Raw genomic sequence first — 19,141 nt, 5'->3', positions numbered from 1 at the left:
CCGGTGACTTCACCATGAACTGACGTCACCACGGATCGAGCCGGCTGGGCAGGAGCTGTCGTTCCTGCCCTTTTGCGTACGAGCAGCCGGCTCGTCCCGGGTACCGGCCCCGGGCACGGTCGGCGGAAGGATGCCCACCGTGACGACCCCGGAGACCGATCGGGTCAGCGATCAGCGGATCGACCGTGTCGTACCGCTGACCACGCCCGCCCTGCTGCACCACGAGTTGCCCCTGGACGCCCCGCTCGCGGCGGCCGTGTTGACCGGCCGCCGCGCGGTCGGTCGCGTGCTGGACCGCGAGGACGACCGCCTGCTGGTGGTGGTCGGCCCGTGCTCGGTGCATGATCCGGCCGCCGCCCTCGACTACGCGCAGCGCCTGCGGACTGCGGCCGACCGGCTCGCCGACGACCTGCTGATCGTCATGCGGGTCTACTTCGAGAAGCCACGTTCCACCGTCGGCTGGAAGGGCCTGATCAACGACCCCGGCCTGGACGGCAGCGGGGACGTCAACACCGGTCTGCGGCTGGCCCGGGCGCTGCTGCTCGACGTGCTCCGCCTCGGTCTGCCGGTGGGTTGCGAGTTCCTCGACCCGATCACCCCGCAGTACATCGCGGACACCGTGGGCTGGGGCGCGATCGGTGCCCGCACCGTGGAGAGCCAGGTGCACCGCCAACTCGCCTCCGGCCTGTCCATGCCGATCGGCATGAAGAACCGACCGGACGGCAGCATCGGCACGGCCGTGGACGCGATTCGCGCCGCCGGGGTGCCGCACGTCTTCCCCGGCATCGACTTCTCCGGCACCCCGGCGATCATGCACACCCGGGGCAACACCGACGGGCACCTGGTGCTGCGCGGCGGGGGCGGCCGGCCCAACTACGACGCCGAGTCGGTCGCCGGCGCGCTCGACCTGCTCCGCGCGGCCGACCTGCCGGAGCGGCTGGTGATCGATGCCAGTCACGCCAACAGCGGCAAGGACCACCGCAACCAGCCGCTGGTCGCCGCGGACGTGGCCGCCCAACTCGCCGCCGGCCAGCGTGGCATCACCGGCGTGATGTTGGAGTCGTTCCTGCTGCCCGGCCGGCAGGAGCTCGACCCGACCCGGGAGCTGGAGTACGGCCGGTCGGTCACCGACGCCTGCCTCGGTTGGGACGACACCGCCGAGGTGCTCGACCACCTCGCCTCGGCCGTCCGGGCCCGTCGGGCCACCCTGCCCACGACGGTGTGACCGCCGACACCGCGGCCGACGGAACACGAGCGGGGGTCGGCTCGTTGACAGGGGTGTCGGTGTGTCCAGTGTCCCCGGGCCTCACCTAAATAGCCTTCGCGGAATACCGTCCGGCTGGAGCCGCGTAGTGCCACTCGCCGAGAGGCGACCTGCACACCGACACCAGCGCCGCCCCCGACTCACAAGGTCGGGGGCGGCGCTGTCGGTAGGCGGGCCAGCAGCGGGGAGCCGGGGGTGCGACAGGACCCCCGCTAACCGTCCGGCCCGGTCATACGATCGATTTGTGGGTGAGATGTCGAACGAGCTTGGCGCTTTTCTGAGTGCTCGCCGAGCGCTGGTGACACCGCAGCAGGCCGGCATCCCGCACGGGGGCGTACGACGCGTGCCAGGCCTGCGGCGTGAGGAGGTCGCCATGCTCGCCGGCCTGAGCGCGGACTACTACCTGCGCTTGGAACGGGGGCGTGACCGCAACCCGTCCGTGCAGGTGCTCGAGTCCATCGCACGCGTACTGCAGCTCGACGAGGAGCACCTGGCCTACCTGCTGACGCTTGTCACGGGCTCCACTCGAAAGCGCAGACGCCGACCGCCCAGGGAAGCCGTTCCGGCCGGTGCGCTCAAGCTTCTGGGCTCCCTCGTTCAGCCCGCTTTCATCGAGGGCCGGTACTTCGACATCCTGGCCTCGAACAGGCTCGCCCAGGCTCTCTCTCCAGGCCTCGCCGAGGGGGGCAACCAACTCAGGGACCTGTTCCTGAACCCGGCCGAGCAGGCACTGCATCCGGAATGGGAAAACATGACGGAGTGCTTCGTCGCGAACCTGCGACAGGCCGTGGGCACCGACATCGACGACCCCCGGTTCATCGAACTCACCGGAGAACTCTCGTTGGCGAGTGCCCGGTTCCGCCAGCTCTGGGCACGCCACGAGGTACGCGGACAGCGCGGGACGCCGATTCGGCTCAATCACCCGCAGGTCGGGGAGCTGACCCTCAACCGCGAACGGCTGAGCATCGCCGGAGCGGAGGGCCTGATGCTCGTCGTGTACCACGCCGACGCCGGGTCCAGTGACGCGGAGAAGCTGACGCTCCTTGCCTCCGCCGGCCTCTCCGCCATCCGCGAGCCAAAGGCGGGCCAGCTCGCCAGGACCTGAAACGGTGCCGATCGCACTTTCGAGCGATCAGAGGGGGTCCTGTCAGACCCCCGTCTCAAGAGGGCTCCGGGTACGTCGACCTGCCGTGGCTAGCGTTCGGGACATGACCGTCACACTGATCACCGGGGCCAACAAGGGCATTGGCTTCGAGACCGCCAGACAGCTTCTGGAGTTGGGGCACGAGGTCTACATCGGCGCGCGTGATGTCGAGCGGGGTGAGAAAGCCGCGGCGGCGCTCGGATCGCGGTTCGTCCAGCTCGACGTGACCGACGATGCCTCTGTGCGCAGCGCACTGGCGACGATCGACGCGGCCGAGGGCCGACTCGACGTCCTGGTGCACAACGCGGGCATTCTGGAGACCGGACTCGACGGCCCGGCAGCCCTGCGCTCCTTCGACACGAACGCGGTGGGAATCGTGCGCGTCACGGAGGCGGCGCTGCCCCTGCTCCGCAGGTCAGCCAATCCCAACGTCGTCACCATTTCGAGCAGCGCCGGATCGTTCTGGGCGGTGACCAACCCCGAGCGGCCGGAGTTCGGTCTACCGGTCGCGCTGTATTCGGCGTCCAAGTCCGCGGCCACCATGCTGACCGTGCAGTACGCCAAGTCCCAGCCGGGCATCAAGTTCAACGCCCTCGAACCGGGCACCACGGCCACCGACATGACCGCCGCCTTCGGCATCGGACGACCAGTAGCGGAGAGCGCCCGGAACGTCGTGCGCCTGGCGACCCTGGGCCCCGGCGGACCCACCGGGACCTTCCAGGACGAGGCAGGGGAACTGCCCTGGTGAGCAGGCGGCGCCGTGGGTACGTGGGCCGACTGGGGTGACGTTTGACCGATTCCGCCCCGGGTAGCTGATCGAGGTGACCGACGACGCATCCGTGTCCGGCGAGCCGGACACCCAGGCCCTCGACGACCTGCTCGACGACATCTACCGGGCGCAGGAGCGGGTCACCCAGGCGCAGATCTATCGCCGGGCGGTGGCCGCCGAACTCCCGCCGGACCTGCTCGCCCGCATCGACGCGCTTCCCGAGGGCGAGTACTCGGTGGACGAGGCCAGCGACCTGCTGGGCGGTTCCATCGGGTGAGCGACCTGGGCGGCACCATCGCGTGAATGACCGCAGGAGGGACACCGACATGACGCACCACGAGGACCACGACGAGAAGGTGCCGGCGCTGGGTCAGCCCCCGAAGGGCAGGGACACCACGCCCGAGCCGGACTTCGCCAACGAGCACGACCGTACGGCGGTGGATCGGGACATCATCACCGGGGCGGACGAGGACGAGCGGGAGCCGGAGTCGCCGCACGGTTGGTCCGGCATGCAGCGCTGAGGCGTACGAGAAAAGGGGGGCCGGCGTCAGCCGGCCCCCCTTCGCGTGTCCTGCTCGTCAGTCGTCGTCGTGCCCACCCTCGGCGGCCTGCTGCGCCGTCGCGTACGCCATCTGGAGGAAGTCGGACGCGGCGACCGCCGTGAGCGCGGTGGCCACCAGGCGGGTGAGCCGGGGCGCGAGCACCAGACCACCGGTCAGCCCGGTGGCCACCCAGACCGCCAGGCAGAACGGGCAGCTCAGCAACTCGCCGATGGCGTGCCGGGTCGGGCTGCCCGAGTCGCGGACCTGCTCCATCACCTCGCCGCTGCCGATCGGCCGGTCGTAGCGGGTGAACGGCGCTCGCAGCGGGCTGGTCACCGCGTCCTTGGACAGCAACCGGCTCAGCTTGTGCGTGGCGATGGAGAGCAGCACCACGTCGGACGGGGCGGGACGCTCCGGCACCGGCCGACCGGTCGCCTTGACCAGACCGGCGATAGCCCCGGTCACCCCGGCGTAGGCACCCATCGCCACCAGGTAGCCGCCGAGCGGCCGGTGCTCGTGCGGCGCGTACGCCCGGCGCAGCCGGGCCGCCTTCTGCCGCAGGCCAGTGTCGCTCACCCGATCTCCTCACATGTCGTGGTGGTGTGGAAACGCGAACGGCGTCCCGCGCGGGCGGCTCAGCCGGCCTGGAGGTTGTCGGCGACCTCGCGTGCCAGGTTGGTGAGCGCCTCGTCGGCCAACTGGTCCGGGCCGGGCCCGCCGGACCCGTCGGCCAGGTCGAGCTGGATCCGGGCGCCGCCGGAATCCGCCGGCTCGACCCGGATCTCGGCGGACCAGTCGTCGGCGTCGCCGTCGCCCCACCGGGCTCGCAGCTCCTCACCACTGATCTCCGCAGCGGGGCTGCCGTCGCCCCGCAGCGGCTCCGGCAGCCAGGCCGAGGCCCGGTCGGGGTCGGTGGCCGTATTGAAGACCACCTCGGGTGGCGCGGACATGCCGCGCACGGCCCGCGCCGGCATCAGGCGTCCCGCAGGCGGCTGGGATCGACCTCGCGACCCGGGTGGCGGGCCAGGTACTCGGTCTCCAGCTCGGCCGTACGCCGCAGGTGGTTGGCGAGCGCGGAGTCCGCCGCGTGCCGCAGGGTGTCCAGGCGGGTGCGGTGCAGGCTGTGCATCTCGCGGATCAGGTCCTCGTCGGTCAGCTCCGTCGGGTCGATGCCGAGCAGATCGCCGTCGAGACCGGGAGCGCCGGCCGGGTCGGCGACCTGGTCGCCGCCCCACTCGGGCACCCGCTGCTCCGGGCTCATATCCGCGCTGCCGCCGGACGCGAAGTCGTCCTCACGTACCGATCCGGTCATGATCGCCCCCCTTGATCTCGTTTGGGCTGGCGTCTAGACGATTGCCCAGGCGTGGTGCTGCCAAACCATGCCGGCGAGGCGACAACTACGACACGGTGTCGGAGACCGGCGGCGGCCCCGGTACCCTCGATGCCATGAGGCGGCTCTGGACCCCGGCGTGGATCGCGCGCCACGTGGCCATGGTCGTGCTGGTTGTGGGCTTCCTCGGGCTGGGCTGGTGGCAGATCAGCCGGGCCACCGCCGGCAACAGCCTGAGCTGGGGGTACGCGGTCGAGTGGCCGATCTTCGCCGGCTTCGTGGTCTACGTGTGGTGGCGTGAGGTGAAGCTGGCCCGCCGCAGGGCGGAGGAGGCTGACGCGCCGCCGGCGGATCCGGCCGTCGAGCCGGCGCCGGTGGTCACCGCCGGGTCCCGACCGGTGGTACGCCGACCGGTGCGGGTGTCCCGGGTGCCGGCCACCGGCGATGTCGTCGAGGACACCGATCTGGCCGCCTACAACCACTACCTGTCATGGTTGAACGCCAATCCGGGTGCTCGGCCCGGTGACTATCCCGGCTGAGCCGGGCTCGGAAGGACGGACGAAGGTGGGCGCTGCCCTTACCCGGTACCGCGTGATCGCCTGGATCGTGGGCGTGGTGCTGATCCTGCTGGTCGTGATCGGTATGCCCCTGAAGTACGCGTTCGACAACCCGGTCGTGGTCGAGACGGTGGGGCCGGCGCACGGCTTCCTCTACATGATCTATCTGGTGGCCGCGTTCGACCTGAGCCGCCGCGCCGACTGGCCGCTGAAGCGGATGCTGCTGGTGATGCTGGCCGGCACCGTGCCGTTCGTCTCGTTCTACGCCGAGCGCCGGGTCAGCGCCTGGGTGGCCGCGCCGCAGGAGGAACGGGCTCCGGAGCCGGTAGCTAGCTGAGCTTGCCGAACGGCCGTGGGCCGACGCCGCCCCGGCGCCGGCCCGCCGCCCCGTGCGTCAGCGGTGGGGCCGCCATGGGTCCGCCGAGGCGAGCGGGTCGACCCAACTGCCGTAGCGGTTGACCTCCCGGGCCCGCAGCAGGGCCCGGGTGACCTGGCCGAACTGCCGTTCGTCGTCAGCGCTGAACAGCAGCAACTCCGACCCTCGGTACCACCCCCACAGCTCGTGCGGCGGTGGGCGCCAGCGATCTCCCACCAGGGCGAGGGCGGCCGGGAGCAGGAACACCGCGCCGAGGATGAGGTACGCCTCGGCGGTGAGGCGTTGCAGACCGCCGGTGAAGCCGAGGAGCACCCCGACACCGCCGAGCATGCTGGCGGTGATGACGACGGCCCGGACGGCGATCCGGTCGTGCGGGCCTCGGGTGGTACGCAGATGGGTCAGGTCGGCGACCCGGTAGCTGTTCCGACCGACGGTGAACCGGTCGACGGTCACGATGATGCCGGGCCGCGCGTACAGCAGGGTCGACCGGGCACCCGGCACCGTTCGCGGCGGTCGCGTCTGTGCGCCTTCACGATTCACGGTTCCTCCCGCGGGGGACGGTTGGCCGAGTGGGCCCGTCGGTGGCAGTCATCGCCACCTGTCGACGGGATTCCCGGCTCCGGCCCTCATTGTGTTGCGGCACCGCCAGTCGACCTGGGCATTTACCGGCTTCCGACAGCTCCCCACGCCCGGGTGACATCGCCGAGAAACAGCATCCATTTCGGGTTTTATCGGTTATGCCGGCCAGGAATCCGGCGGCATACGCCCGGAACGACGAAAGTCGTATATCCGTCAGGATTGCGCGAAAAGGACAATGTTCCCTCGTTCTGAGGTGTCATCAGTCACGATGACGCCACCCAGCCCAGAGGCACGACCCGCAACTCTTCCAACTTTCGCCTCTGCTTCAACTGCGAGCGACATCCGTCCCGGGTTAGGTTGGGCGAGCCGGTCCGGCCCAGTGCCGTCCGCCCGGATGGCCCCGGCCGGTGTCGTCGAGGGCGTCAGCAGCCCCTGACGGCCGTGGGAGAGGGGCCTTTCGCTCTTGTCATCCCTGAGAAATCTGCTGCGCACCGTGGCGCTGGTCGGCATGTCGGCCGCGCTGATCGCCCCGACGGCGGTGGCCCAGGCCGAGCCGTCGCCCGCCGACCTGACCCGCCGGATCGAGACGTCCTCGGCCGAGTTGGAGCGGGTCGTCGAGTCGTACAACAAACTGCGTGAGGAGATCAAGACAAACGAGGCCGCCGTGGCCCGATTACAGACCCGCATCGGCCCGCTGGAACAGCAGGTCGAGCAGAGCCGGGCCGACGTGGCGGAGCTCGCCTCCACCGCGTACAAGAGTGGCGGCCTGCGCACCGCGGACGCCCTGTTGCGTCCCGGCGGCTCGGCCGCGCTGCTGGACCGGCTCGGCACGATCGAGCAGTTGACCCGCCAGCGGCAGGAGCGCATCTCCGGCTTCACGGCCGACCAGCAGCGGCTGCTCGACGAGAAGGCCAGCCTGAACGCCACTCTGACCCGGCAGGCCGCGCAGGCTCGCCAGCTCGCCAAGGGTAAGAAGCAAATCGAACAGGACCTGGCCAAGCTGTACGAGCTGCGCCGGCAGGCGTACGGGGCCGCGACCGAGCGACCCGAGCCCAAGGCGGCGACGACCGAGGCCAAGAACGTGCCCGCCGTGTCCGGCGCTGCCGGGACGGCGGTGCGCTACGCGTTCGGCGCCATCGGCAAGCCGTACGTCTGGGCAGCCGACGGACCGAACGGCTACGACTGTTCCGGGCTGACCTCGGCGGCCTGGCGGGCGGCCGGGAAGTCCCTGCCACACAACACCCGGATGCAGTGGAGCGCCGTCTCCCACATCGGGCGGGGCGACCTACGCCCCGGTGACCTGATTTTCTACAGCGGGCTCGGGCACGTCGCCCTCTACGTGGGCGACGGCCAGGTGATCGACGCGCCCAGCGCCGGCCGCAACGTGCTCAAGCGGGGCATGAACATGATGTCCATCCAGGGTTACGGCCGGGTTCGCTAACCACGATCGGTAACGGCGAACGGCCGGCGTCCCCCTATCGGACGCCGGCCGTTCGCCGTTGTTACCAGCAGATCAGGCTGCTTGCAGCCCCTCCGCCCGGGCCAGCTCACGGAGCCGGCCGAGGGCCTGGATCTCCAACTGCCGGATCCGCTCGCGGGACAGCGAGAACCGGGACGCGACCTCGGTGAGCGAGTGCTCCCGACCGTCCTCCAGCCCGTAGCGGGCCCGCATGATCCCGGCGGACCGGTCGTCGAGGTGGTTGAGCAGCCCTTCGATGCGCTGCCGCTCCAGCCCGCTGAGGACGATGTCCTCCGGCGACGGCGCGTCACTGTCGGCGACCAGGTCACCGAGGTTCGTGTCGCCGTCGTCGCCCACCGGGGTGTCCAGCGAAACGGTGTCCTGCGACCAGCGGCGCAGCTCGTTCACCCGCTCGACGGTGACGCCGAGGGCGGTGGCGATCTGCTCCGGCTCCGGGTCGCTGCCCAACTCACGGGTCAGCTGCCGCGCCACGTTGCGCATCCGGTTGACGTCCTCCACCAGGTGCACCGGCAGACGGACGGTGCGCTCCTGTTGGGCGATCGCCCGGCTGATGGCCTGGCGAATCCACCAGGTGGCGTAGGTGGAGAACTTGTAGCCGCGCTCGTAGTCGAACTTCTCGACCGCCCGGACGAGGCCGGTGTTGCCCTCCTGGATCAGGTCCAGCATGGGCATCCCCGAGCGCACGTAGCGTCGGGCGATCGACACGACCAGTCGGAGGTTGGCGCGGATGAAGAGGTCCTTCGCCCGCTCGCCCTCGACGACCAGCCACTCCAGGTCGGCCCGGTCGACACCGGCGGGAACGGCTTCCTCACCGAGCAGGTGCTCGGCGTAGAGGCCGGCCTCAATCGCCTTGGAGAGGTCGACCTCCTTGGCGGCGTCCAGCAGTGGCGTCCGGGAGATCTCGTGCAGGTAGACGCCGACCAGGTCGCGCTCCTCGGCAACCTCGTCGGTTCGCATGCCGATGTTCTTGTCCACGTTGCCCACGGTCCCCTCGCTCGCGCCGGTTGCCCGGTTCCTTGCCATTCCCCACAGCTGTCAGCCCCTGGTAACTTCTGCTGTGCCCATCGGTGCTGACACCTACACAACAGATGAGACGTGTCGGGGATTCCTCGTCGTGAGTCGAAAGTGTCACGAATGCCTGAGTAGTAGCTGAGAGCACGGTCCATGTTTGCTGTCAGCACCCCATCGGGTGGCTCGTCACTGGGCACCACGTACGGGTTACGCACCATGGCGACACCGCCCGCCGCGGGGGCACAGCGACCCGGGTCACCACCACAATGCGATCCTGGTCACTGCCAGATACGCACCGGTGGGCCGGTCGGTTCATCCACGGGGGTGGTATTACCCCCCGGCCAGATGAACAATCCGAGGCCCCGTTCGCTTCCCGGGGGCGGGTGGCGCTAGGAGGCGAGCAGGGCGAGGGCGCCGCGCACCTGATCGGCCGAGCGGGCCAGCGCGGCCCGGGCAGCGTCGATCTCGGCGCCCGAGACGAGCGCGACGAGCGCCGTCTTCAGGTCCCCGTCGGCCTCGGTGAGGGCCTGCCGGGAGATCTCCTCCGAGCAGCCGGTGGCCTCGACCAGAATCGAGATCATTCGTCCGCGGAGTTTCGCGTTGGTGGCCACCATATCGATCATGAGGTTCGAGTAGACCCGCCCCAGGCGCACCATGACGGCGGTCGAGAACGTGTTGAGCACCAACTTCTGTGCCGTGCCCGCCTTCATCCGGGTCGACCCGGTGACCACCTCGGGTCCGGTGTCCACCCCGATGAACACGTCGACCGACCGGGCGGCCTCCGCCTCCGGATTGGCGCAGAGCAGCACCGTCGATGCGCCCTTGGCGCGAGCTGACGCAAGCGCCCCGAGGACGTACGGCGTGCGTCCGCTGGCCGCCAGACCGACCACCAGGTCCCCGCCCCGTACACAACTGGCCGCTTCGACCGCGCCGCCCCGGTCATCGTCCTCGGCGTCCTCCACGGCCCGCCACATGGCGTCCGGGCCTCCCGCGAGGTGCGCGCAGAACCAGTGGCGGGGCGAGTTGAAGGTGGGGGCCAGCTCGGCCGCGTCGAGCACGCCCAGCCGGCCGGAGGTGCCGGCGCCGAAGTAGTGCACCCGGTGACCGCCACGGAGGGCCGCGACCGCCAGGTCGACGGTGGTGGCGATCTCGTCGAGCACCGCGGCGACCGCCGCGGGCACCCGTCGGTCCGCCTCGTTGATCACGGTGAGCACGTCCCGGGTCGACATCAGGTCCAGGTCGACGCTGAGCGGGTTACGCAGTTCGGTGGGGGCGCCCACCCGGACCGTCGGGCGAGCGGGCGGTGCGGGCATCTCCGCACCGGCCGTCATGCCCGCCTCCGGTTGGCACCCACCCGGTGCGACTGGACCGCCTCGGCGGTCGCCTCCAGGGCCTTGCGGGCCCGGGCCCGGTTGCGGGCGGCCACCCCGACGAAGAGGCAGTCGACCACGGTGAGCTGGGCCAGCCGGCTGGCCGTCGCACCGGAACGGTAGGTGGTCTCCCGGGCCGCCGTGGTCAACACGAAGTCGGCCACGTCGGTGATCGGCGAGCGCGGGAAGTTGGTCAGCGCCACGGTCGCGGCACCGCGGGTACGGGCCTGCTCCAGCACCTCGATTACGTCGGAGGTGGTGCCGGTGTGCGAGATGCCGATCGCCACGTCACCCCGGCCCAGCAGGGCGGCCGAGGTCAGCGCGGTGTGCACGTCCGGGAAGTAGAAGGCGATCCGGCCGATGCGGTGCAGCTTCTGCTGGAAGTCCGAGGCGACGAACCCGCTGGCGCCGGCGCCGTAGATGTCGATCCGACCGGCGCCGCTGATCGCCTCGACCACCTGCTCGCAGACGGCCGGGTCGAGTTGCTCGGCAGTCTCCTCGACGGCCCGGGCGTCGTTGAACGCGATGGTGGCGATGATCTGGGCGAGGTCGGCGCCGGGCGGGATGTCACCGCCGACCACTCGGGCGTCGGGTGGCTCGATCCGGCGGGCGGCCTCGGCGGCGAGGCGGATGCGCAGTTGGGGGTAGCCGTCCATGCCCACCGAACGGCAGAACCGGATGACTGTCGCCTCGGATGTCTCGGCTGCGGTGGCGAGGTCGGTGATTGTCCGACGGGCGGCGGCCGCCGGATCGGAGACCACCAACCGGGCGACCCGCTGCTCGGCGGGCGACAGCGACGGCAACAGCCCGCTGATGTGGACGATCAGCCCACCGGGCTCGTGACTCGCAGAAATCTTCGCACTCTTCGCCACGGATGAAACTTACTTTCAGCAGGCGTGAGCGTCAACTATGACTGTCCGAGGTGGGGGAAACTTCGATCGCCGGGATCACCGGTCCCGCACAGCCTGCCACTTCCCCAGGATCGCCGCCTCATCCGCCGGGTCGAGTCCACCCTGCCGGACGGCGTCCGGGTGTGCGGCCATCCAGGACGCGGTCGCCCGAACGGTGTCGACCAGCGGACGGACCGCCAGACCGGCGTCCAGGGCCGGTCGAACGTCCCGGTCCATCAGGCCAGCGGCCTCCGGCAGTCGCACCCAGAGCGGCAGCGCCCGCTCCCCCGACCACTCGCGTACGTCGTGGGACCGCAGGAACTCCTGATCCACCCAGGTCAGGACCGGGTCGGCGACGCCCAGCCCGGCGGCCACCCCGGCCAACAAATCGGCCCGGGACATCGCCGGACCGGTGCCGTCGTACGTACCGCCGAGGCGGGTGCCGGCGGCGTGCAGCAACCAGCGCGCCAGATCGGCCACGTCCACGAACTGCACCCGGTCGGTCGGCCGTCCGGGTGCCAGCACCTCGCCACCGGCCGTCAGCCGCCGCACCCAGTACGGGAAACGGTCGCTCGGGTCCTCCGCGCCGACGATCAGCCCCGCCCGGCAGATGAACGAGCGGTCCTCTCCCATCCCCTCCCGGACCAGTTCCTCGATGCTCACCTTGCACTCGCCGTACCAGCGGTGGTCCGGGCCGATCGGACCGTCCACGTCCGGTGGCGCCGGTGCCAGCAGGGGTGTGTCCGTCGCGGTCCGGCCCGGGGTGGTGTGGTCCGCGTACACCGAGATCGTCGAGACGAACGACCAGTGGCCGACGTGGTCGGCGAGCGCGGCGAGCGCGTGCCGGGCGTGGCTGATCTGGCGGGTCACGTCGATCACGGCGTCGAAGCCGGCGTCGGCGAGCGGGACGAGCGCCTCCGGATCATCGCGGTCGGCCGCCACGAACCGCGCCCCGGCCGGCACGACGCCGGACACGCCCCGGGCCGCACAGGTCACCTCGTGCCCCTGCTCGACGGCGAGCGTGGCCGTGGCCCGGCCAAGGAATCGAGTGCCACCGAGAATGAGGATCCGCATCCGCCGATCCTGCGCCCCCAAGGGCCGAACGACCCAGCCAATCTGCCCATGGCAGACCGTGATCATGAAGTTGTTGCCACTCAGATCGGCGTGTCGCGGCAACAACTTCATGATCGACGGAGGGGGCGGAGGGGCGCCGGGGGGCGCGGGGGGCACTAGCGTGGGGTTCATGGGAGAGGGCAGCGTTTTGGTGACCGGGGGTTCCGGCGGGCTGGGCGGGGCGGTCGTCACCGCGTTCGTCGAGGCGGGCTGGCGGGTGGTCGTACCGGAGCGGAAGGCCCGGCCGGGGTCGGAGCCGGCGGCGGCCGGACTGGTCCGGGTTGTCGCGGACCTGGGCGAGCCGGCGGGCGCGGCGCGGGCGGTCGAGGCGGCCGCCGGCGAACCGGCGGCGCCGCTGCGCGCGGTGGTCAACCTCGTCGGGGGGTACGCCAGCGGCGGGCTGGTGCACGAGACGCCGGTCGAGGAGTTCGAGCGGATGCTCACCGTCAACCTGCGGCCGACCTACCTGGTCACCCAGGCGGCGCTGCCGCACCTGGTGGCGTCCGGGGGCGGCGCTGTGGTCTGCGTCTCGGCCCGCGCGGCGGTCGCCCCGTTCCGCGGCGCCGCCGGCTACTCGACCGCCAAGGCCGCGGTGCTGGCCTTCGCCAACGCGGTCGCGGTGGAGTACCGGTCGCAGCACGTGCGCTGCAACACCGTGCTGCCCAGCGTCATCGACACCCCCGCGAACCGGGCAGCCCAGCCCGACGCCGACCACTCCCGCTGGGTGACCCCGGAGGAGATCGCGCCGGTGATCCGGTTCCTGGCGTCGGCCGACTCCGCCCCGACCAGTGGGGCCACCGTTCCGGTCTACGGGCGGGCCTGAGCCACCACCGGGTCGGCCTCGTCCCCGGCCGACGCGGACGGCGGTAGCCAGGTCTCCAGGTGCGCCTGGATCTGCTCGGTCACCTCCTCGGCCGGGCGGCCCGCGTCCACCAGCACGAAGCTGGGGTATTCGGGCAGTGCCCGGTAGGCGGTGTCGGCGGCGGTGAGCCACCCCATCGTCTCGTGGTCGGTGCCGCGTTCCTCGATGCGCCGGTACGCCTCCGCCGGGTCGACGGCGAGCAGGAAGGTCACCTGCGGCGTCGGGAACAGCCGGTAGCCGGCCCGGGCGAGCCGCTCCCAGCGCTGCCCACCGTGCGCCCGGATGCTCGCGTACTGGCAGGCCGAGTAGCGGTCCATCACCGCCGTCCGGCCGGTGAGCAGGCAGCTGAGCAGGGCGATGGCGATGGCGAGCCAGCGCAGCACCGACTCCACGGCCAGCACGCCGTCGCGCCCGACGAGCCGTTGCGCGTCCGGCCGGCCGAGGCGGTGGGCGAGCCGGCCGAGCCAGCGCCGGCCACTGGCGTTGCGGCGGTAGGTGGCGGGGCGGCCGGCGGCGGTGAGCGCGTCGGCCAGCCGGTGCGCCTGAGTGGTCTTGCCCGAACCGTCGATGCCGATCAGGGCGACGGTGCGCAGTCGGGCCTTGCGTCGTCGCATCCCCGATGATCTGGCCACTCTCCACAGGTTATCCGACCCACGCACGCGCTCCGCGTGGTTTGTGGTGCTTCATCCCTGTTGACGCCCGACCGCGTCACCAGCAGGTGTGGCCGACCGGTATGCCGGGTACCGGAGTTTGAAACCCAACCGCCGGTCCACCAACACGACGACGGAGGAACCAGATGGCTGAGCGCGGGGACGAGAGTCTTGTGCACACCCTCAAGAAGGTCGCCGCCGTGCTCAAGCAGTCCGAGATTCCGTTCGCCCTGGGCGGCAGCTTCGCCGTCTACGCCCACGGGGGCCACTCCAGCGACCACGACGTGGACTTCCTGATCCGGGAGGCCGACGTCGAACAGGCGCTGGAGGCGCTGGTTGCCGCCGGCTTCGTCGCCGAGCGTCCCCCGGAGGACTGGCTGGTGAAGGTCTTCGATGACGGTCGGATGGTGGACCTGATCCACCGGCCGATCGAGACGCCGGTGACCGAGGAGACGTTCGCCGACACGGTCGTCCGGCCGGTGGACGCGATTCACATGCCGGTGCTGTCCGCCACCCAGTTGATGGTGCACAAACTGCTCAGCTTCTCCCAGCACTACTGCGACTTCGCCCGCGGCCTGCCGCTGGCCCGCTCGCTGCGGGAGCAGATCGACTGGGAACGGGTACGCAAGGAGACGCAGCACTCGCCGTACGCCGAGGCGTTCCTGGTGCTGCTGGACCGGCTGGAGGTGGTGTCGGCCGCCGGCACCCAGCCAGGAGAGGGGACATCGTGACCCACCATCGCGACATCGGCGCCGGGCCACCGGACGAGTACGTCGAAGCGGAGATCCAACGGTTGCTCGTCGAGGACCCCGCCGTCGCCGAACAGGGGATCACCGTGATTCGACGGGAACGCGCCCTCGTGCTCTACGGCGAGGTGGAGAGCCCGCACCGGCGGGAGGAGATCCTGCGTCGGGTGTCCGAGCGCTTCCCGGACGTGCCGATCACCAGCGACATCGGAGTGATCCGCGCCCAGGCACCCACGGAGATCGAGCAACTGCCCTGAGGGAGGTTCCATGGTGATCCGGATCGCCGCTGTGGGCGACGTGCATCTGGACAAGGACGTGGTCGGCCGGTTCCGACCGGCGTTGGAGGAGCTGCCGGAGTGCGCCGACGTGCTGCTGCTGGCCGGGGACCTGACCCGGCACGGCACCGAGGCCGAGGCGCGCTGCGTGGCGGAGGAGTTCGGTGGGTTGGCCGTACCGGTGGTGACCGTGCTCGGCAACCACGACCACCAGTGTGACCAGGTGCCACAGGTGGTCAAGGTGCTGGAGGACGCGGGCATCACCGTGCTGGAGGGCAACGGCGTCGTGCTGGACTGCGCGGGTGGCCGGCTCGGCATCGCCGGCGTGAAGGGCTTCGGCGGCGGGTTCGCCGGGCGGTGCGCGAGTGACTTCGGCGAGCCGGAGATGAAGGCCTTCGTGCGGACCACCACCGACAGCGCGGACCGCCTGGGTGCGGCGTTGCGCTCGCTGGACTGCGACATGCTGGTCGCGCTCACCCACTACTCGCCGGTGCCGGACACGCTGGCCGGCGAACCGTTGGAGATCTACCCGTTCCTGGGGTCGTACCAGTTGGGCCAGGCGATCGACTCGGCGCCCACGGCGCTGGCCGTGCACGGGCACGCGCACGCCGGCACCGAGCGCGGCACCACCCCCGGTGGCGTACGCGTCCGCAACGTCGCGCACCCGGTGATCAAGCAGGCGTACAGCGTCTTTCACGTTGGCGATCAACTCGACACCGACCAGGTTTCCCCGATCGGCCAGTCGGGTAGTCAGAGGTCATGGAGCTGATTCTCTGGATTCTCGCAGTCGTACTCGTGGTCGCCGGCATCCTCGCGCTGTTCCGCCGGCAGATCCTGTGGGGCATCGTCCTCATCGTCGTCGGGCTGTTGGTCGGCCCGGGTGGTGTCAGCATCTTCAATTAGCGTTCTAACTCCTTAACACCGGGACCCGCCGGGGTCGCCGCGACCGGAGCTTCGTCCTCCCGACAGAAGCATCGACCGCGGCGATCCCGGCGCTTTTTCGTGGGTGGCCGGCCCCGGCCCGCCCTCCCGCTCGGCGGTTTGAGCCGACGCCGGGGGGAAATATCTCGACCATGGAGATATCTCGGGACGCGCCGGCGGCCTCCGGGCGGCGAGCGTGGTGGGCCCTCGCCGGCTTCGCGGCGGCGGTCCTCGTCGCGGCCGCGATCGGCGGGCTGGGCGTGCAGGGCACCACCGAGGAGTACGCGAACCTGCGGCAGCCCGGCTGGGCGCCGCCCTCGTGGCTGTTCGGGCCGGTCTGGTCGCTGCTCTACGCGCTGATCGCGGTGGCCGGCTGGCTGGCCTGGCGGCGGGTCGGCTTCTCCCCCGCCCTCTGGGCGTGGACCGCCCAACTGGTGCTCAACGCGATCTGGACCCCGCTGTTCTTCGGCGCGGGGCGGTACGGGTTGGCGTTCGCCGAGATCGTGCTGATGTGGCTGGCGATCGGTCTGACCGTGGTGCTGTTCGCCCGGGTGTCCCGGGTGGCGGCGGCGCTGCTGCTGCCGTACTGGGCCTGGGTCACCTTCGCCGCGGCGCTGAACCTGTCGATCTGGCAGCTGAACAACTGACCGACCGGTCCCCGGCGGCGGTGCCCGCCGGGGACCGGGGCCGGGTCAGCAGCGGGGCACGCCGGGGATGTATCCGTCGGAGCCGGTGTACACGTACGCGTCGGCGATGTAGCGGCCGGAGCCGATCCGGTCCCAGATCGAGCTGGTGCCGAACGTGCCGGTGACCGTGGTGCCACTGGTCTGGCAGGCGATGGTCACCCGGGTGCCGTCGGCGACGGTGCCCACCGAGGCGTACCCGGTGCCGGGGCCGGAGCGGACGGTCAGCGGTGTGCCGGCGGTGTCGACCGTGCCGTTGCCGCCGCCCGAGGAGCACCCGTTGTCACTGGTGTAGCTCTTGGTGCCCCAGTACAGCCCGAGGGTGCCGTTGAAGCGGACCTGGATGTCGGCGCCGTTGAGGCGCTGCTCGTAGTGCAGGTGTGGGCCGGTCGAGCCTCCGGTGCTGCCGACCCAGCCGAGCACCTTGCCGTACCCGACCGTCTGCCCGACCGAGACGTTGAAGCCGTTGAGGTGCGCGTAGTAGGTGCTGTAACCGCCGCCGTGGTTGATCCGGACGTACTTGCCGTAGCTGGTGCCGCCGAGGTCGGTCACCCGGTCGACCGTGCCGGGGGCGCTGGCGACCACCGGGTCGCCGAGGTCGTCGGTGCGGTTGAAGTCGACGGCGTACGCCGGGCTGTGGTCCGACCGGGTCTGCCCGGACCAGGACTGGCCGCACGGGAACGGCACCTTGAAGGTCGGCGCGGCCAGCGCTGGAGTCGCCGGCACCAGCGCTCCCCCGACGAAGAGACCCGTCACCAGCAGGCTGATCCACCGCTTTCGCATACAGCTCCTCCTATGTCGAAAACCTTCGATCCGGTGCGTCCAGCCTGACAGATATCGTCAATCTTCGAAAGAGTCCCCAGCATGTCGCGGGAGCGCGCCCACCAGGCAGCCCGCAGGTTTCCGGATTGTTACTCGCTCGTGTCTGACAGGGGGTGGACCGGGCCGGATGCAAGCGCTTACATGTGTGCACGCCCAATCGGACCGGCGACGGGTCACCAGCACGACCGCGCCGGCTAGGAAGGAGGACGGCATGGCGGTCTTTACCAGACCACGCCAGGCCTTCGTGATCGCCGGTGTAATCGGGCTGGCGCTCAGCGCCACCGCCTGCGGTACCGGCGACGACAAGAAGAGCAGCAAAGCGGGCTCCGCGGAGTGCGCCGCATACGAGAAGTACCAGGGTCACGACGGCAAGAAGGTCTCCATCTACGCGTCCATCCGTGACGCCGAGGCCGACCTGCTGGAGCGGTCGTGGTCGCAGTTCACCGACTGCACCGGCATCGAGATCGACTACGAGGGCAGCGGCGAGTTCGAGGCGCAGCTTCCCGTCCGGGTCGACGGCGGCAACGCCCCCGACATCGCCTTCGTGCCCCAGCCGGGCCTCGTGAAGCGCTTCGCGGACGCCGGCAAGCTGAAGAACCTCAGCGCCGACACCAAGGCGCTCGCCGAGCAGAACATGCCGGCCGACTGGCTGAAGTACGGCACCGTGAACGGGACGCTCTACGGCGTGCCGCTCGGCGCCAACGTGAAGTCCTTCGTCTGGTACTCGCCGAAGACGTTCAAGGAGAAGGGCTGGGAGGTTCCGACCACCTGGGACCAGCTCATCGCCCTGAGCGACAAGATCGCCGCGAGCGGCATGAAGCCGTGGTGCGCGGGCGTCGAGTCCGGTGACGCCACCGGCTGGCCGGCCACCGACTGGATCGAGGACGTGGTCCTGCGTACGCAGGGTCCCGAGGTCTACGACCAGTGGACCACCCACGCCATCCCGTTCAACGACCCGAAGATCGTCGACGCGGTCGACCGCGCCGGCAGCATCCTCAAGAACGAGAAGTACGTCAACGGCGGCTTCGGCGGCGTCAAGAGCATCACCACCACCGCCTTCCAGGAGGCGGGCCTGCCGGTGACCACCGGCAAGTGCGCGATGCACCGACAGGCGTCGTTCTACGCCAACCAGTTCCCCGAGGGCACCAAGGTGGCCGAGGACGGCGACGCGTTCGCCTTCTACTTCCCGGCCATCGACCCGGCCAAGGGCAAGCCGGTGCTGGGCGCGGGCGAGTTCGTCGTCGGCTACGCCGACCGTCCCGAGGTCCAGGCGGTGCAGACCTACCTCGCCTCGGCGGAGTACGTGAACAGCCGCGCGAAGCTCGGCAACTGGGTCACGGCGAACAACAAGCTGGACATCGCCAACGTCGCCAGCCCGATCGACAAGCTGTCCGTCCAGATCCTCCAGGACAAGACGGGCACCTTCCGCTTCGACGGATCCGACCTGATGCCGGCCGGCGTCGGCGCGGGAACGTTCTGGAAGGGCATGGTCGAGTGGCTGAACGGCAAGGCGACCGCCCCGGTGCTCCAGGGCATCGAGAGCAGCTGGCCTAAGTGATCCCCGGCGGTGGGGGGGGGGGGGGGCGGGGGGGCGGGCCCCCCCCCCGGGGGGGGGGGGCGCGGGGGGGGGGGGCGCGCGGCGGCGGGGGGCCCCCCCCCCCCCCCACGGCACCTACTGACGGCCGCGCTGGTCTGGGCTTACGGCCCCATCGGGTACGGCCCGTGGCGCGCCGCCAGGTCGCTCGACGCCGATCCGA

At 70.7% G+C, this 19,141-nt stretch carries 25 protein-coding genes; 15 read left to right on the top strand and 10 right to left on the bottom strand.

Annotation, left to right across the window (positions count from 1 at the left end; all coding sequences use genetic code 11):
• Window positions 1–130: 130 nt before the first annotated feature.
• The 5 genes from ACIBD9_RS27005 to ACIBD9_RS26985 all read left to right on the top strand — a co-directional run bounded on the left by ACIBD9_RS27005 (window position 131) and on the right by ACIBD9_RS26985 (window position 3,698).
• Window positions 131–1,225: a 3-deoxy-7-phosphoheptulonate synthase gene (locus ACIBD9_RS27005; RefSeq protein WP_196929802.1), complete on the top strand. Its 1,095-nt coding sequence runs from the start codon at window positions 131–133 to the stop codon at window positions 1,223–1,225.
• Window positions 1,226–1,517: 292 nt separating this feature from the next.
• A complete protein-coding gene (locus ACIBD9_RS27000) occupies window positions 1,518–2,369 on the top strand; it encodes a helix-turn-helix domain-containing protein (RefSeq protein WP_396721980.1) in 852 nt (283 codons plus the stop codon).
• A gap of 103 nt (window positions 2,370–2,472) precedes the next feature.
• Complete coding sequence (locus ACIBD9_RS26995; protein ID WP_396721873.1) at window positions 2,473–3,156, top strand: SDR family NAD(P)-dependent oxidoreductase; 684 nt, start codon at window positions 2,473–2,475, stop codon at window positions 3,154–3,156.
• A gap of 64 nt (window positions 3,157–3,220) precedes the next feature.
• Window positions 3,221–3,454, top strand: coding sequence for a hypothetical protein (locus tag ACIBD9_RS26990; RefSeq protein WP_396721978.1), 234 nt, complete (start codon window positions 3,221–3,223; stop codon window positions 3,452–3,454).
• Window positions 3,455–3,503: 49 nt separating this feature from the next.
• Complete coding sequence (locus ACIBD9_RS26985) at window positions 3,504–3,698, top strand: hypothetical protein (RefSeq protein WP_091405645.1); 195 nt, start codon at window positions 3,504–3,506, stop codon at window positions 3,696–3,698.
• 57 nt (window positions 3,699–3,755) lie between these two features.
• Here ACIBD9_RS26985 and ACIBD9_RS26980 read toward each other — a convergent pair whose 3' ends face one another.
• The 3 genes from ACIBD9_RS26980 to ACIBD9_RS26970 are packed head-to-tail and all read right to left on the bottom strand — an operon-like array spanning window position 3,756 to window position 5,034.
• Window positions 3,756–4,295, bottom strand: a complete 540-nt coding sequence (locus ACIBD9_RS26980) for a DUF1360 domain-containing protein (protein WP_238661501.1) — start codon at window positions 4,293–4,295, stop codon at window positions 3,756–3,758.
• A 59-nt stretch (window positions 4,296–4,354) separates the two neighbouring features.
• Window positions 4,355–4,693: an SRPBCC family protein gene (locus tag ACIBD9_RS26975; protein WP_210784555.1), complete on the bottom strand. Its 339-nt coding sequence runs from the start codon at window positions 4,691–4,693 to the stop codon at window positions 4,355–4,357.
• On the bottom strand, window positions 4,693–5,034 hold the full coding sequence (locus ACIBD9_RS26970; RefSeq protein ID WP_396721976.1) for a DUF6158 family protein: 342 nt from the start codon (window positions 5,032–5,034) through the stop codon (window positions 4,693–4,695). Before ACIBD9_RS26970 ends, ACIBD9_RS26975 begins: the two co-directional genes overlap by 1 nt.
• 131 nt (window positions 5,035–5,165) lie before the next feature.
• On the opposite strand from ACIBD9_RS26970, the gene ACIBD9_RS26965 reads away from it, so the two are divergent.
• The gene (locus tag ACIBD9_RS26965; RefSeq protein WP_396721871.1) at window positions 5,166–5,588 is read left to right on the top strand and encodes a hypothetical protein; all 423 of its coding nucleotides are present in this window, start codon (window positions 5,166–5,168) and stop codon (window positions 5,586–5,588) included.
• Between the two features lie 25 nt (window positions 5,589–5,613).
• Entirely contained in the window at window positions 5,614–5,943 is a 330-nt protein-coding gene (locus ACIBD9_RS26960) for a DUF3817 domain-containing protein (RefSeq protein WP_387168388.1), read from the top strand.
• A gap of 57 nt (window positions 5,944–6,000) precedes the next feature.
• On the opposite strand, the gene ACIBD9_RS26955 is transcribed toward ACIBD9_RS26960, so the two are convergent.
• A complete protein-coding gene (locus tag ACIBD9_RS26955) occupies window positions 6,001–6,522 on the bottom strand; it encodes a DUF6232 family protein (protein WP_396721869.1) in 522 nt (173 codons plus the stop codon).
• Window positions 6,523–7,024: 502 nt separating this feature from the next.
• Between ACIBD9_RS26955 and ACIBD9_RS26950 the strand changes: the two genes are divergently transcribed.
• Entirely contained in the window at window positions 7,025–8,002 is a 978-nt protein-coding gene (locus ACIBD9_RS26950) for an NlpC/P60 family protein (RefSeq protein WP_387168394.1), read from the top strand.
• Window positions 8,003–8,074: 72 nt separating this feature from the next.
• On the opposite strand, the gene ACIBD9_RS26945 is transcribed toward ACIBD9_RS26950, so the two are convergent.
• The 4 genes from ACIBD9_RS26945 to ACIBD9_RS26930 form a co-directional block, all read right to left on the bottom strand.
• Window positions 8,075–9,064 carry an RNA polymerase sigma factor RpoD/SigA gene (locus ACIBD9_RS26945; RefSeq protein WP_196919428.1) on the bottom strand — a complete coding sequence of 330 codons (990 nt, stop codon included), beginning with the start codon at window positions 9,062–9,064 and terminating at the stop codon, window positions 8,075–8,077.
• Between the two features lie 377 nt (window positions 9,065–9,441).
• Complete coding sequence (murQ, locus tag ACIBD9_RS26940; protein ID WP_396721867.1) at window positions 9,442–10,383, bottom strand: N-acetylmuramic acid 6-phosphate etherase; 942 nt, start codon at window positions 10,381–10,383, stop codon at window positions 9,442–9,444.
• Window positions 10,380–11,294 carry a MurR/RpiR family transcriptional regulator gene (locus ACIBD9_RS26935; RefSeq protein WP_091405675.1) on the bottom strand — a complete coding sequence of 305 codons (915 nt, stop codon included), beginning with the start codon at window positions 11,292–11,294 and terminating at the stop codon, window positions 10,380–10,382. The genes murQ and ACIBD9_RS26935 overlap by 4 nt, the downstream gene beginning before the upstream one ends.
• A 75-nt stretch (window positions 11,295–11,369) precedes the next feature.
• A complete protein-coding gene (locus tag ACIBD9_RS26930; protein WP_396721865.1) occupies window positions 11,370–12,386 on the bottom strand; it encodes an NAD-dependent epimerase/dehydratase family protein in 1,017 nt (338 codons plus the stop codon).
• 169 nt (window positions 12,387–12,555) lie between these two features.
• Between ACIBD9_RS26930 and ACIBD9_RS26925 the strand changes: the two genes are divergently transcribed.
• On the top strand, window positions 12,556–13,248 hold the full coding sequence (locus ACIBD9_RS26925) for an SDR family NAD(P)-dependent oxidoreductase (RefSeq protein ID WP_396721864.1): 693 nt from the start codon (window positions 12,556–12,558) through the stop codon (window positions 13,246–13,248).
• On the opposite strand, the gene ACIBD9_RS26920 is transcribed toward ACIBD9_RS26925, so the two are convergent.
• Window positions 13,233–13,901, bottom strand: coding sequence for a thymidylate kinase (locus ACIBD9_RS26920; RefSeq protein WP_387168405.1), 669 nt, complete (start codon window positions 13,899–13,901; stop codon window positions 13,233–13,235). The genes ACIBD9_RS26925 and ACIBD9_RS26920 overlap by 16 nt on opposite strands.
• A 182-nt stretch (window positions 13,902–14,083) precedes the next feature.
• Here ACIBD9_RS26920 and ACIBD9_RS26915 point away from each other — a divergent pair, with 182 nt between their 5' ends.
• The 5 genes from ACIBD9_RS26915 to ACIBD9_RS26895 all read left to right on the top strand — a co-directional run bounded on the left by ACIBD9_RS26915 (window position 14,084) and on the right by ACIBD9_RS26895 (window position 16,526).
• Window positions 14,084–14,668 (top strand): nucleotidyltransferase, encoded by a 585-nt coding sequence (locus ACIBD9_RS26915; RefSeq protein WP_238658023.1) that lies wholly within the window; start codon window positions 14,084–14,086, stop codon window positions 14,666–14,668.
• The gene (locus tag ACIBD9_RS26910) at window positions 14,665–14,940 is read left to right on the top strand and encodes a hypothetical protein (RefSeq protein ID WP_124823215.1); all 276 of its coding nucleotides are present in this window, start codon (window positions 14,665–14,667) and stop codon (window positions 14,938–14,940) included. Before ACIBD9_RS26915 ends, ACIBD9_RS26910 begins: the two co-directional genes overlap by 4 nt.
• Window positions 14,941–14,950: 10 nt before the next feature.
• Entirely contained in the window at window positions 14,951–15,727 is a 777-nt protein-coding gene (locus ACIBD9_RS26905) for a metallophosphoesterase (protein WP_396721861.1), read from the top strand.
• Window positions 15,718–15,861, top strand: a complete 144-nt coding sequence (locus ACIBD9_RS26900) for a GPGG-motif small membrane protein (RefSeq protein ID WP_007464364.1) — start codon at window positions 15,718–15,720, stop codon at window positions 15,859–15,861. The genes ACIBD9_RS26905 and ACIBD9_RS26900 overlap by 10 nt, the downstream gene beginning before the upstream one ends.
• Window positions 15,862–16,031: 170 nt before the next feature.
• Window positions 16,032–16,526, top strand: a complete 495-nt coding sequence (locus ACIBD9_RS26895; RefSeq protein WP_396721859.1) for a TspO/MBR family protein — start codon at window positions 16,032–16,034, stop codon at window positions 16,524–16,526.
• 45 nt (window positions 16,527–16,571) lie between these two features.
• Here the strand turns inward: ACIBD9_RS26895 and ACIBD9_RS26890 are convergent, their stop codons facing one another.
• The gene (locus ACIBD9_RS26890) at window positions 16,572–17,345 is read right to left on the bottom strand and encodes a peptidoglycan DD-metalloendopeptidase family protein (protein ID WP_396721857.1); all 774 of its coding nucleotides are present in this window, start codon (window positions 17,343–17,345) and stop codon (window positions 16,572–16,574) included.
• 250 nt (window positions 17,346–17,595) lie between these two features.
• On the opposite strand from ACIBD9_RS26890, the gene ACIBD9_RS26885 reads away from it, so the two are divergent.
• Window positions 17,596–18,942, top strand: a complete 1,347-nt coding sequence (locus ACIBD9_RS26885) for an ABC transporter substrate-binding protein (protein WP_396721855.1) — start codon at window positions 17,596–17,598, stop codon at window positions 18,940–18,942.
• Window positions 18,943–19,141 lie beyond the last annotated feature (199 nt).

The organism is Micromonospora sp. NPDC050784 (assembly GCF_044456765.1).
GTDB lineage: Bacteria > Actinomycetota > Actinomycetes > Mycobacteriales > Micromonosporaceae > Micromonospora > Micromonospora foliorum.
This window is presented reverse-complemented; position numbering and strand designations above follow the sequence as displayed.

What these genes read in the sequence shown, in the direction of transcription:
- ACIBD9_RS26915 (WP_238658023.1), top strand. Translation starts at nt 14,084, where the DNA reads ATGGCTGAGCGCGGGGACGAGAGTCTTGTGCACACCCTCAAGAAGGTC.
- ACIBD9_RS26920 (WP_387168405.1), bottom strand. Translation starts at nt 13,901, where the DNA reads ATGCGACGACGCAAGGCCCGACTGCGCACCGTCGCCCTGATCGGCATC.
- ACIBD9_RS26890 (WP_396721857.1), bottom strand. Translation starts at nt 17,345, where the DNA reads ATGCGAAAGCGGTGGATCAGCCTGCTGGTGACGGGTCTCTTCGTCGGG.
- ACIBD9_RS27000 (WP_396721980.1), top strand. Translation starts at nt 1,518, where the DNA reads ATGTCGAACGAGCTTGGCGCTTTTCTGAGTGCTCGCCGAGCGCTGGTG.
- murQ (WP_396721867.1), bottom strand. Translation starts at nt 10,383, where the DNA reads ATGACGGCCGGTGCGGAGATGCCCGCACCGCCCGCTCGCCCGACGGTC.
- ACIBD9_RS26930 (WP_396721865.1), bottom strand. Translation starts at nt 12,386, where the DNA reads ATGCGGATCCTCATTCTCGGTGGCACTCGATTCCTTGGCCGGGCCACG.
- ACIBD9_RS26975 (WP_210784555.1), bottom strand. Translation starts at nt 4,693, where the DNA reads ATGCCGGCGCGGGCCGTGCGCGGCATGTCCGCGCCACCCGAGGTGGTC.
- ACIBD9_RS26965 (WP_396721871.1), top strand. Translation starts at nt 5,166, where the DNA reads ATGAGGCGGCTCTGGACCCCGGCGTGGATCGCGCGCCACGTGGCCATG.
- ACIBD9_RS26945 (WP_196919428.1), bottom strand. Translation starts at nt 9,064, where the DNA reads ATGGCAAGGAACCGGGCAACCGGCGCGAGCGAGGGGACCGTGGGCAAC.
- ACIBD9_RS26995 (WP_396721873.1), top strand. Translation starts at nt 2,473, where the DNA reads ATGACCGTCACACTGATCACCGGGGCCAACAAGGGCATTGGCTTCGAG.
- ACIBD9_RS26925 (WP_396721864.1), top strand. Translation starts at nt 12,556, where the DNA reads ATGGGAGAGGGCAGCGTTTTGGTGACCGGGGGTTCCGGCGGGCTGGGC.
- ACIBD9_RS26985 (WP_091405645.1), top strand. Translation starts at nt 3,504, where the DNA reads ATGACGCACCACGAGGACCACGACGAGAAGGTGCCGGCGCTGGGTCAG.
- ACIBD9_RS26900 (WP_007464364.1), top strand. Translation starts at nt 15,718, where the DNA reads ATGGAGCTGATTCTCTGGATTCTCGCAGTCGTACTCGTGGTCGCCGGC.
- ACIBD9_RS26885 (WP_396721855.1), top strand. Translation starts at nt 17,596, where the DNA reads ATGGCGGTCTTTACCAGACCACGCCAGGCCTTCGTGATCGCCGGTGTA.
- ACIBD9_RS26905 (WP_396721861.1), top strand. Translation starts at nt 14,951, where the DNA reads ATGGTGATCCGGATCGCCGCTGTGGGCGACGTGCATCTGGACAAGGAC.
- ACIBD9_RS27005 (WP_196929802.1), top strand. Translation starts at nt 131, where the DNA reads ATGCCCACCGTGACGACCCCGGAGACCGATCGGGTCAGCGATCAGCGG.
- ACIBD9_RS26895 (WP_396721859.1), top strand. Translation starts at nt 16,032, where the DNA reads ATGGAGATATCTCGGGACGCGCCGGCGGCCTCCGGGCGGCGAGCGTGG.